A 12,136-nucleotide genomic window follows, 5' to 3' on the forward strand; every position below is an offset into this window, starting at 1 on the left:
TCCGTATCAAAGCCGCCAACGTCATCCGGGAAAGCAGCCCATGCATCGTGAAACCACCGGCGCCCTGATCGCCAAATCCCTCGTCAATCACGGCGTCGACACGATCTTCGGCATTCCCGGCGCGCACATGTACGACTTCAACGACGCGCTCTACGACCAACGCCACAAACTGCGCTTCATCCACACAAGGCACGAACAAGGTGCCGGCTACATGGCCTATGGCTATGCCAAATCGACCGGGAGGCCCGGCGCCTACACGGTCGTTCCCGGTCCGGGCGTCTTGAACTCGGGAGCGGCGCTCTGCACCGCCTATGGCGCGAACGCGCCGGTGCTGTGTGTGACCGGCAACATCATGTCCGATCTGATCGGGCGCGGGCGCGGCCAGCTTCACGAACTGCCTGATCAACTCGCGACGCTGCGCGGACTGACGAAATCGGCGGCGCGCATCAATCATCCGAGCGAGGCGAGCGATGTGATGGCCGCGCTGTTCACGCAGATGCTGAGCGGACGGCAAGGGCCGGTCGCGGTCGAGGCGCCCTGGGACGTCTTTGGCACGCCAGGCAGCAGCGCTAACCCGGACAAGATTGGAAAGGCGCTGCCAGCGCCATCCCCCGATCCGGACGAGATCAAGAAAGCCGCGGCCTTGATCGCAGCCGCCAGGAATCCACTCATCATGGTCGGCGGCGGCGCCGTTAACGCCGGCCGCGTGATACGTGAACTCGCTGATCGGCTGCAAGCTCCCGTGACCGCCCACCGGTCTGGCAAGGGAATCGTGCCCGACGACGATCCGCTCTCGCTCGATTTCGTGGCCGGACGCGATTATTGGAAGACCGCAGATCTGTTGATCGGCATCGGCAGCCGGCTCGAGCTCCAGTACATGCGCTGGCGCTGGATGCCCGCCGGCATCAAGGTCATCCGCATCGACGTCGATCCGACCGAGATGGTGCGGCTGAAGCCGGACGTCGGCATTATCGCCGATGCGGCGGAGGGCACCCAGGCCCTGATCGACGCATTGAAGACGGCGACCCCGACCTCGCGGCGCGACGAATTGCTTCGACTCAAGGCGACAGCGCGCGTCGCCATCGCGGACGTGCAACCGCAAATGGCTTATCTTGACGCGATCCGCGCCAGCCTGCCGCGCGACGGTTTCTTCGTCGAGGAAGTCAGCCAGATGGGCTTCACCGGCCGGTTTGGCTTTCCCGTCTACGCTCCGCGGCACTACGTGACGTGCGGCTACCAAGACAATCTCGGCTTCGGCTACAATACTGCGCTCGGCGTGAAGGTGGCCAATCCCGACAAGGCCGTCGTCTCCGTATCGGGCGACGGCGGCTTCCTGTTCGGCCTTCAGGAACTGGCGACGGCGGTGCATCATCGCATCAACGTCGTGGCCATCGTCTTTAACAATTCTGCTTACGGCAACGTCCTCCGCGACCAGCGTCAGGCCTATCAGGGCCGGTATATCGGATCCGACCTCACCAATCCGGATTTCGTGCGCCTGGCTGACTCCTTTGGCGTGAGAGGTTATCGCGCAACCTCGCCCACCGCGTTGAGAAATACGCTGGACGAAGCACTTGCGCTGGATACGCCGAGCTTGATCGAGGTGCCGATCGAGAAGGGCTGTGAGGCGAGCCCGTGGCCCTTCATCCATCCGCTGGCCTCCTAAGGCAAAACCCGCAATCATCAGGAGATATCGATGACCACACACATTCGCGCCGAATTGCCCGTAAGCGAGGCGACCCGGACTTTCCTCGCCGCCGAACACACGATGACGATCGGCGGTCGTGACGTTGTTGCCGCCAGTGGCGCAACCATCCCCGTCTACGACCCGGCCGCCGGTGGAACCATCGCCGCCGTGCCTGCGGGTGGCAAGGCCGAGATCGACGCTGCGGTCGCGGCCGCACGAAAGGCCCTGGACGGCGCCTGGTCGAAGCTGCGGCCGGCCGATCGCGAACGTCTGCTGCTCAAGCTCGCCGATGCGCTCGAGGCCGACGGCACCGTTCTCGCCGAGCTCGAGACCGCAAACAACGGCCAATCGATCGGCATCGCGAAGGCCATTGAGGTCGGCGCGTCCGCCGAGCACCTGCGCTACATGGCCGGCTGGGCCACCAAGATCTACGGCCAGACGCTCGACGTCTCGATCGCCGTCCCGCCCGGGACACGCTATCGCGCGATGACCCGCAAGGAGCCGGTCGGCGTAGTCGGCGCCATCGTGCCGTGGAATTTCCCGCTGTCGATGGCGATCTGGAAGATCGCGCCCGCACTCGCCGCCGGCTGCACCATCGTGCTGAAGCCGGCGGAAGAAACTCCACTCACCGCGCTTCGCCTCGGGCAGATCATCCGCGAGGTCGGTTTCCCCGAAGGCGTTGTCAACGTCGTGACCGGATATGGCCACGAGGCCGGTGCAGCGCTCGCCTCGCATCCCGGCATCGACAAGGTCGCATTCACCGGCTCGACCGAAGTCGGCAAAATCATCGGCCGAGCCGCGGTCGACAACATGACCCGCTTCTCGCTCGAGCTCGGCGGGAAGTCACCGATGGTGATGTTCGACGACATGAATCCCGATCTGATCGGCGCCGCGGCGGCGATCGGCGTTTATTTCAATCAGGGTCAGGTCTGCACCTGCGGCTCCCGCGTGCTGGTGCAGAAGAGCATCTATGACCAGGTGGCGGAGACGTTCGTCGGCGTCGCTAACAGCCTCAAGATCGGCTCCGGATTCGATCTCGCCAACCAGATCAATCCTCTGGTGTCGAAGAAGCAGCAGGCGCGCGTGCTGGACCTGATCGAGAAAGGCGTCGCCGAAGGCGCGCATTTGGCCGCAGGCGGCGCCGCGACGGATGGCAATGGCTTCTTCGTCAAGCCGACCGTGATCCTCGGGGCCAAGCCCGACAACATTCTCGTGCGCGAGGAGATCTTCGGACCCGTCGCCGCCCTGATGCCGTTCGACGACATGGACGATGCGATCCGGCAAGCCAACGATACCGTCTACGGGCTCTCTGCATCAGTCTGGTCGCGAGACGTCAATCGCTGTTTCACCTTTGCCGATGCCGTCAAGGCAGGCACCGTCTGGATCAACATGCACAATGTCGTCGACCCCAACATGCCCTTCGGCGGCTTCAAGCAATCCGGCATCGGCCGTGAGCACGGCGCAACGGCTGTCGAGAACTACATGGAGACGAAGTCGATCTGCATTGCGCTCTAACGGGCCGTCCGCCGGCCCAAACGAGTTGATCACAGGGGAACAGCATGCCAGACGCGCCTGCGAATAGTCTTGACGCCAACCGGCAACGAGCTTCCGGCTACCTGAAGCGCTTCAGCGAGGCTGTCGTGCCGCACTTCATCGCGGGACAGCGGACGTTGTCGGCCTCCGGCGCAACCTTCGAAACGATTGATCCGGTCACGAACGAAAAGCAGTCCACGGTCGCCTCCGGCGATGCAGCCGATATCGACAAGGCCTGCGAAGCGGCGGCAAAGGCGTTCAAGACGTGGCGTAATGTCTCAGGCGCGAAGCGGCGCGAGATTCTTCATGCCATTGCCGATGCCATCGAGGCTCGATCGGACGAGATCGCGCTGGTGGAAAGCTCGGATACCGGGCAGCCCATCCGCTACATGGCGAAGGCCGCATTGCGGGGGCGGAGAACTTCCGCTTTTACGCCGACCGGGCGCCGGGCGCGGCGGACGGCCAGTCGCTACCGAACACCGACCACATCAACTACACCATGCGTCAGCCGATCGGACCGGTCGGCGTCATCACGCCGTGGAATACGCCGTTCATGCTGTCGACCTGGAAGATCGCGCCTGCCCTGGCGGCAGGATGCACGGTCGTCCACAAACCGGCCGAATGGAGTCCCCTCTCGGCGGTGATCCTGACCGAGATCATGGACGAGGTGATCCGGAAGCACGATGGCCCCGCTGGCCTGGTCAATCTTGTGCATGGCATGGGCGAGAGCGCCGGCAAGAGCCTGACCGAGCATCCCGAAATCAAGGCTGTCGCCTTCGTCGGCGAGACCACGACCGGCTCGCATATCATGCGTCAGGGCGCTACGACCCTGAAGCGGGTCCATTTCGAGCTCGGTGGCAAGAACCCAGTCATCGTCTTCGACGACGCCGACCAGGACCGCGCGCTCGACGCGGTGCTGTTCATGATCTACTCGCTCAACGGCGAGCGCTGCACGTCGTCCTCTCGCGCGCTGGTGCACGAGGCAATCTACAAGGATTTTGCCGCCAAGGCTGCCGAGCGCGTCGCAAACCTGAAGGTCGGTCACCCCCTGGATCCGGCGACCGAGATCGGCCCCCTGATTCACCCGCGCCACACCGAGAAGGTCCTCAGCTATCCTGCTTTCGCTCGCGAGGCCGGAGCAACCGTCGCGGTCGGCGGCGAGCGAGCGCTGAATGGCAAAGGCAACTTCGTCCAGCCGACCCTCTTCATAGGGGCGAGCAACGACATGCGAATCGCCCAGGAGGAGATTTTCGGCCCGGTGCTGACCATGATCCCGTTCAAGGATGAGGCCGACGCCGTGCGCATCTCGAATGACGTGCGCTATGGCCTGACTGGCTACATCTGGACACGCGATGTCGGCCGCGCGCACCGCATCGCGCGCGATCTCGACGCCGGCATGATCTGGGTGAACTCCGAAAACGTTCGCCACCTGCCGACCCCGTTCGGCGGCGTCAAGCAATCCGGCATCGGCCGCGACGGCGGCGACTATTCCTTCGAGTTCTACATGGAAACCAAGAACATCGCGATTGCCTATGACGGTCACAAGATCCCGCGCATCGGGCTCTGACGCATATTCCGGAGAAAGAGACATGTCGATCCCCGCCAGTGTTCTATACCCCCCGTTCAATATCGTCAGGCTGAGCCACATCGTTCTGGCCGTCACGAACCTCAAGGCGTCCCGCGCCTTTTACGTTGATACGCTGGGTTTGCAGGTCACCGCGGAGGACGCGAAACGAGTCTATCTGCGGGCACTCGAGGAGCGCGGGCACCATTGCGTCATCCTCGAGCAGGGCGACCACGGCGTCGCGAACGAGCTCGGCTTCAAGGTATTCGACGAAGAGCACCTCGATTGGGCCGCAAAGCATTTCGAGACACAGGATTTGCCGGTGCAATGGGTCGAAGCCCCGCATCAGGGACGCACCTTCCGCACTCGCGACCCGCAGGGCATCCCACTCGAGTTCTACGCCAGGATGGACCGGCTCATTCCGATCCATCAGAAGTACGCCCTCTACAAGGGCGTCAAGCCGCTTCGGATCGATCACTTCAACTGCTTCTCGCCGGACGTGCGCGCCTCCGTCGCGTTCTATAACTCGCTCGGCTTCAGGGTCACAGAGTACACCGATACGGAAGACGGATCGGAGCTGTGGGCCGCGTGGATGCATCGCAAGGGCGGCGTGCATGACATCGCGTTCACGAACGGCCTCGGCCCTCGCCTACATCACGTGGCGTTCTGGGTGCCGACGCCGCTCAACATCATCGACCTGCTCGATGTGATGTCGACAACCGGTTATGTCGGCAATATTGAGCGAGGTCCGGGGCGCCACGGCATTTCCAACGCCTTCTTCCTCTATATTCGCGACCCCGACGGACATCGCATCGAGATCTACTGCTCGGACTACCAGACGGTCGATCCCGACCTGGAGCCGATCCGCTGGGATCTGAAGGATCCACAGCGCCAAACCCTTTGGGGCGCACCTGCGCCGCGATCCTGGTTCGAGGAAGGCTCAGCCTTCAGGGGCACCGAATTGCGCTCCTCCAAGCTGAAGTCGACACCGATCGTTGCGCCGTAGATCCGATATCCGGGTTCGGGGGAAGACAGGATCATGAACCAACCGAAGCTCTGTACATTCCTGGCTGACGGCACGGTCCGCTACGGCCTCGCCAGGCCCGGCGGCGTTGTCGATCTCGAGGCTCGCCTCGGCACACGGTGGCGCGGCCTCAAGGAGGCGATCGCGGATGTCGCGCTCAATCATCTCATTGAGGCGGGCGCATCCCCTCCCATCGACTTTGCGGATGGCGAATTCCGCTTTCTTCCACCCATCGAGGCGCCCGAAAAGATCATCTGCGTCGGCGTCAACTACCCGGATCGGAACGAGGAGTACAAGGACGGTCAGGCGGCTCCCCAGAACCCGTCGCTGTTCGTCCGCTTTCCGCGCTCGTTTGTCGGTCACGATGCTGCACTGACGCGACCGCAAGTATCCTCCCAGCTCGACTATGAGGGCGAGATCGTCTTTGTCGTTGGGAAGCAGGGTCGTCATATCCCCGAACCGAAAGCGCTTGACCACATCGCCGGACTGTCGATCGCCAATGAGGGCACGATCCGCGACTGGGTCCGGCACGCCAAATTCAACGTGACGCAAGGCAAGAACTTCGACCGGACTGGCTCAATCGGCCCCTGGATCGTTCCCTACACAACCGAGGATCAGCTCGCCGACATCAGGCTGACCACGCGGGTCAACGGTGAGATCCGGCAAGATGACCGCACGAGCCGGATGATCTTCAGCTTCCGCCGATTGATCAGCTATATTTCCACCTTTACCACACTGACTCCGGGCGACGTCATTCTCTCTGGTACTCCCACTGGGGCAGGCGCGCGCTTCGATCCGCCACGCTGGCTCGTGCCGGGTGACGTCATCGAGGTCGAAGCCGACGGGATCGGCGTCTTGCGAAACGGTGTTGTCGACGAGACTGAGCCAAACGCCCCACCCGCCTGAAGTCCGGTCTCATCGCGAGACCTTCTATGACCTCGCATATGTGGTAGTTCCCTCCCTGAAAGGGCATCGACGATATGTTTCGCCTTGCAAGATCCATTCGAGCCGCAGCCCCGGCCCTGGCGTTAATGATGGCCATGCCCGTCGCTGCCAATGCGCAAGCCGGCGGTCCGCATGCCGTTCCCGCTGCGCAAGACAGCGAATTCCTGCCGACCGGAAAGTCCTACAATGTGGACTTCGGAGATCAGAAATTTCGACTTGATTTCAAGTCCGCACATCAGATGATCTTCACCTCACCCGACGGCAAAAACACCGCCGACGTCGAAATTTCGACGACGCGTATTGGGGATGGCATCTACATGATCTACTGGTCCCGGCGCGCCGGTCAGCATGTCGTCCACGTCGATGACTTCAAGAACGGTATCGCGTACACCAACATCTTCCTGCCGGACGGATCGGCGAGCCGGCGGCGGGGCACTCTCGTCGAGATAAAGTAGTAGTTGCAGGCGAAGCGGCCAAAGAGGACGACAGAATGAACACAATACGCGCCGGCGACCAGGGCCAGTTGCAGTTGAGAGGAAAGATTGCGGTCGTCGCGGGCGGCAGTAGCGGAATCGGTGCCGCAACTGTGCGGCGCCTCGCGGCTGAGGGCGCGCGCGTCGTGGTCGGCTACAACAGCGGCCGCGAGCGCGCCGAGGCGCTGATTACGCAGCTCCCCGGTTCCGGTCACATTGCTCTCTGCATTCCCATGGAAGACAGTGGGACGATTGCAGCCTCGGCAAAAGCCGTTCGCGACCATTTCGGGAACGCCGACGTGCTGGTGAACAGCGCCGGCGTGACCCGCGCCATCGCCCATTCGGATCTTGAAGGGCTGGACGATGCCACCTTCGATCGCATCCTGATCACCAATGTCCGAGGCCCGTTCGCCACGATTCGCGCTTTTGCCCCGTTGCTCAAGGCGAGCGGAGACGCCGCAATCGTCAACATATCCTCCCTTTCGGCTACGACCGGTCTTGGTAGCAGCATCGCTTATTGCGCCTCCAAAGCGGCGATGGATACGATGGGGTTGTCCCTGGCGCGCGTCCTCGCACCGGAAATCCGGGTTATCGGCATTTCACCTGCCGCCGTGGCGACCGACTTTGTGCCGGGCCGCGGCCGAGAGGGGGTGGAAAAGCAGGCTGCGTCGACGCCGCTAAAGATCGTTGCCGAACCCGACGATGTCGCGGTCGCGGTGCTAGCTGCGATCACCCAGCTTCGGCTAACAACTGGCACCAACATCGTGGTCGACAGCGGACGACATCTCTAAGCGGAACCACACCCGCTGTGCGGAGCCACGCTCATGCAATGCTCAGCACTCATCTTGGCGCAAGGCACCCTGGAGGCGGTCGCGCCTTCGGACCACCTCCACGAACCAGTATGCCAATCGCGCGCGGCCTTTCTCCGCCAGCTAGACCACCCTGGATGCCAACGGCTGATCTGACGTCTGCTGTGCTAGGACACCAGACGACCGGAGGTTCGCGATCTCCTGGTCGGAATAGCCAGCCGCTCGCATGACCTCATCGGTATGTTCGCCGACGCGAGGCGGCTGACGCTCGAGGCCCAATCTCTCCCGCGCGTCGCCGAATTCGACAGGTAGCGCGGGAATGCCGACCTGAGGGCCGCCACCATAGCCCGAAACGGCTGTCGCGAGCAGTCCTCCATGGGCGAGCAGATGGGGGTCCGTCGCGAGTTCATCCGGCCGGCCGACCCGTGAATACGCGACTCTTGCAGCTTCGCACTTCTGGAGGATTTCCTCGAGCGTAAGCTTTGACAGCGCCTTCTCCAACTCCGGAAGCATCCATTCGCGCGCGTCGCAGCGCTTGGCGTTGCTCGACAACCGCTCGTCATCGCGCCATTCGCCGAACCCGAATTGCTCGCAAAATCGCTGCCAATGACCGTCTGACGTGCAACCGATGAAAGCCTGACCACCATCTTTCGCCGTGAAAACGTCGTAGACGCCCCAGGCGTTCTTCCGTGCCGGCATCGGGGGCATCGGGCCGCCAATGACGGAGCTGCCGACGATCACCGCGCCAAGCATGAAGGTTGCGCTTTCGAACAGCGAGCTTCCGACCTTCTTGCCGACCCCGGTCTGGTCCCGCTCGCGAAGCGCCGACAATGCGGCCACAACTCCAAATACGCCGCCCAGAATATCGATGACGGGAGCCCCCGCGCGGAGCGGGCGCCCGGGCGGGCCGGTCATATAGGCGAGTCCGGACTGCATCTGCACGACCTCGTCGAGCGCGCCGCGGTTCTCGTAGGGGCCTTTCAAGAACCCCTTCATCGAGAGATATATGAGCCGAGGATTGATCTTTCGCAGATCGTCCCAGCTGCACTTCAGTCGTTCGATCGTGCCGGGGCCGAAGTTTTCAAGAACGATATCGGCGTCTTTGACGAGACGGTGAACGATAGCCTGTCCCTCGGGACGCTTCAAATCCACCGCGATCGAGCGCTTGTTGCGATTATACGTTGCGAAAAAGCCCGCGGCAAAGCCCGGCAATTTTCGTGTCGGATCCCCTTCGACGGACTCGATCTTGACAACATCGGCTCCCAAATCGGCGAACAACACGCCGGCGCAGGGGCCCATGATGGTATGCCCGAAATCAAGAACCTTGAGACCGGCGAGCGGCTTGGGTGAGCTGGTCGTCATGCGGCGTTTCTCCTGAATGCCTCGAGTGTGCCCGACCGAAGGGCAGCACTCGGCAAGCTGTGCCCAACGATGCGTTCGGCCAAGCGGCCTGCCTCAATCAGCGCTTCGACATCAAGTCCGGTCGAAATGCCCATTTCCTCACACAACATCGCAAGCTCCTCCGTCGCGATATTGCCCGGTGCTCCGGGCTGCCCCGCAAATGGGCAGCCTCCCAAGCCGCCAACTGCGGCATCAAATTGCGTGACGCCGAGCCGCAGTCCTTCATAGGCACAGGCAATTCCTTGTCCGCGTGTATCGTGGAGGTGCAGCGCGATCCTAAGCTCCGGCCAGCGACTGCGGACCGCTCCGACGGCGAAGGCCACGCGTCGAGGCGTCGCCCATCCCATCGAATCGGCGAGCGTTACATCGCCTACTTCGATGCCCGCTTCGCGCCCGATCTCGATCGCGTCGCTGACCGTCTCAACGACTTTATCCGCCGCGATATCGCCCGCGAAGTTGCAGCCAAACGCAGCCATGATGATGATCTTTGCGATCGGAAGGCCTGCGTCGCGATGGACTTGCACATATTTCTTCATCGCTTCGATCTGACCGGCACGATCGCGGTTCAGGTTCCTGATCGCGAACGGCTCCGATGCGCTGAGTGACAAGAAGCCCGCAAGCTTCAGCTTGTCTTTGAAGACCAGTGCACGGCGAAGGCCGGATTCATTGAACCACACGGCCGAATAGGCGATTCCGGCGCGCGGCGTAAAGCCGGCAAACACTGCTTCGGCGTCAGCCCAACCAGGTACGTGTTTGGGATTGACGAAAGAGCCCACCTGGACGTGTGACAGGCCACATCCCGATAGCGCATCAATGAGGGCGATCTTGTCGGCCGTCGCGATCGGCCCTTTCTCGATCTGGAAACCCTCGCGTGGTCCTTCTTCGTTGATGACAACGCGTTTTGGCATATCCATGTGAGCTCGCCTCCCAAGCATTTTGTTGTCCAAACCTGTCGGGCCTGCGACCATCTGACAATTACAATTTGGAGATCGGGTCATTCTAGGAATTAGATGTCCGAGGCTAAAACGCTACGGAGGAGCTCTCCGGAACCGAAGCATCTGGTTTTTAGAACTCTCGTATCGGATAGTTCTACTGGTCTCGTCTCCGCAGGTTCGGCATCTTCGCTCCCCAACAAGCAAGAAAAGTATTCTGCAATGTCAGGTCCTACGACAAGGACCTCGGACGGGGAGGATGACAATATGGCAGCAATTGCCGTCGCAACGATGGACGAGGGCGTTCGATCAGACTCGCACCGCGGCTCGATTGAAGATATCGCTGGCCGCATGGAGCGGCTGCCAATGTGTCGCTATGTCTGGCGACTTGTGGTGCTGATTTCGCTTGGCGGCTTCTTCGAACTCTACGATCTCTTTTTCACCGGGTATATAGCTCCCGGAATGACAAAGAGCGGTCTGTTGTCCACGACCACCGCAAGCTTTTTTGGTTTCCAGGGCATAGGCGCGTTTGTGGCCGTGACATTCGTCGGCCTGTTCATCGGTACGTTCTTCCTCGGCTTCATTCCGGATAAGCTCGGACGCCGCTTCGTGTTCACCTGGGCCCTCGTCATCTACACCGCGGCCACGGTGATCATGGCATTCCAGACTACCACCGAAGGTCTGCTCGCTTGGCGTCTGTTCGCGGGCATCGGCCTCGGCGTAGAGGCGATCACCATCGACGTCTACATCACCGAACTCGTGCCTCGCCGTGTGCGCGGACGCGCTTTCGCCCTCAACCAGTCGATCATGTTTGCGGCGCAACCGACGGTCGCGCTGATGTCGTGGTGGTTGGTCCCTCACTCTCCTTTAGGCTTCGACGGCTGGCGCTGGGTCATCTGCATCGCCGCTGTCGGAGCTGTCATCGTCTGGTTCATACGCCGGGCCGTTCCGGAGAGTCCGTTCTGGCTGTCGCAAAAGGGGCGAACCGCAGAGGCCGACGAGATCCTTTCAGCCATCGAGGCGCGGGTCGAAAAGCAGGTTGGCGCGAAGCTGGCGACTCCAGAACCGATGTTCATTCCACGATCATCGACGACGGCGGCACTGCCGGATCTGTGGCGGACGCCGTATCTTGGAATCGTCCTGACGTTGGTCATCTTCAACATCTGCCAGGCCTTCGGATACTACGGCTTCTCGAGTTGGGCCCCCACCCTCTTGATCGAGAAGGGTATCACCATCACGAAGAGCCTCGAGTATTCCTTCATCATTGCCTTCGCCGCACCATTGGCGCCCCTGATCGCGATGACCTATGCCGACAAGGTGGAGCGCAAATGGATCATCGTGACGACCGCTTTCGTCATCGCCTGCGCTGGATACGGTTTCGGCGAGTTCGTTCTGCCTGCTGCAATCATCGCCTGCGGCATCGCAATCACCTTCGCGAATACGACTCTCTCGATGGCGTATCATACTTATCAAACCGAGGTATTTCCCGCGCGCATTCGCGGACAGGCAGCGGGCATTGTATATTCTGCGAGCCGGGTTGGTGCCATGTTCTCGGGATTCATCGTTGCCGCCGTTCTGCGCAGTGCCGGCGTCTCTGGCGTATTTGCGACGATAACGATCGCAATGGTGATCGTCATGGTGGTCATCGCTGCGTTCGGACCCAAGACGCGCGACCGCACTGCCGCCTGATCCGCTCTTCCAGGCGTTGGCGGAATATTCGTCCGTCAACGCTCTGTCGAAAGACTCTGTAAGCGCATTGAAATGAACTTGG

At 61.7% G+C, this 12,136-nt stretch carries 9 protein-coding genes and 1 pseudogene; 8 read left to right on the forward strand and 2 right to left on the reverse strand.

Annotated features, from left to right (window positions below; translation table 11 throughout):
* Nucleotides 1-40 precede the first annotated feature (40 nt).
* The 7 genes and pseudogenes from RAD15_RS23710 to RAD15_RS23740 all read left to right on the forward strand — a co-directional run bounded on the left by RAD15_RS23710 (nt 41) and on the right by RAD15_RS23740 (nt 8,014).
* Nucleotides 41-1,663, forward strand: a complete 1,623-nt coding sequence (locus RAD15_RS23710) for a thiamine pyrophosphate-dependent enzyme (RefSeq protein WP_458180614.1) — start codon at nt 41-43, stop codon at nt 1,661-1,663.
* A gap of 30 nt (nt 1,664-1,693) precedes the next feature.
* Nucleotides 1,694-3,199: an aldehyde dehydrogenase family protein gene (locus tag RAD15_RS23715; protein ID WP_458180615.1), complete on the forward strand. Its 1,506-nt coding sequence runs from the start codon at nt 1,694-1,696 to the stop codon at nt 3,197-3,199.
* Between the two features lie 44 nt (nt 3,200-3,243).
* A pseudogene (hpaE, locus tag RAD15_RS23720) lies at nt 3,244-4,784 on the forward strand (5-carboxymethyl-2-hydroxymuconate semialdehyde dehydrogenase).
* Between the two features lie 22 nt (nt 4,785-4,806).
* Nucleotides 4,807-5,787: a 3,4-dihydroxyphenylacetate 2,3-dioxygenase gene (hpaD, locus tag RAD15_RS23725; protein WP_458180616.1), complete on the forward strand. Its 981-nt coding sequence runs from the start codon at nt 4,807-4,809 to the stop codon at nt 5,785-5,787.
* A gap of 33 nt (nt 5,788-5,820) precedes the next feature.
* On the forward strand, nt 5,821-6,711 hold the full coding sequence (locus tag RAD15_RS23730; protein WP_458180617.1) for a fumarylacetoacetate hydrolase family protein: 891 nt from the start codon (nt 5,821-5,823) through the stop codon (nt 6,709-6,711).
* A gap of 128 nt (nt 6,712-6,839) precedes the next feature.
* On the forward strand, nt 6,840-7,205 hold the full coding sequence (locus tag RAD15_RS23735) for a MoaF-related domain-containing protein (RefSeq protein ID WP_458180618.1): 366 nt from the start codon (nt 6,840-6,842) through the stop codon (nt 7,203-7,205).
* A gap of 35 nt (nt 7,206-7,240) precedes the next feature.
* Nucleotides 7,241-8,014 carry an SDR family NAD(P)-dependent oxidoreductase gene (locus RAD15_RS23740; protein ID WP_458180619.1) on the forward strand — a complete coding sequence of 258 codons (774 nt, stop codon included), beginning with the start codon at nt 7,241-7,243 and terminating at the stop codon, nt 8,012-8,014.
* A gap of 141 nt (nt 8,015-8,155) precedes the next feature.
* On the opposite strand, the gene RAD15_RS23745 is transcribed toward RAD15_RS23740, so the two are convergent.
* Complete coding sequence (locus RAD15_RS23745; protein ID WP_458180620.1) at nt 8,156-9,394, reverse strand: CaiB/BaiF CoA transferase family protein; 1,239 nt, start codon at nt 9,392-9,394, stop codon at nt 8,156-8,158.
* Nucleotides 9,391-10,347: a hydroxymethylglutaryl-CoA lyase gene (locus RAD15_RS23750; RefSeq protein ID WP_458180621.1), complete on the reverse strand. Its 957-nt coding sequence runs from the start codon at nt 10,345-10,347 to the stop codon at nt 9,391-9,393. Before RAD15_RS23750 ends, RAD15_RS23745 begins: the two co-directional genes overlap by 4 nt.
* 285 nt (nt 10,348-10,632) lie before the next feature.
* Between RAD15_RS23750 and RAD15_RS23755 the strand changes: the two genes are divergently transcribed.
* The gene (locus RAD15_RS23755) at nt 10,633-12,054 is read left to right on the forward strand and encodes an MFS transporter (RefSeq protein WP_458180622.1); all 1,422 of its coding nucleotides are present in this window, start codon (nt 10,633-10,635) and stop codon (nt 12,052-12,054) included.
* The last annotated feature ends 82 nt before the right edge of the window (nt 12,055-12,136 follow it).

Source organism: Bradyrhizobium sp. 14AA, assembly GCF_054185205.1.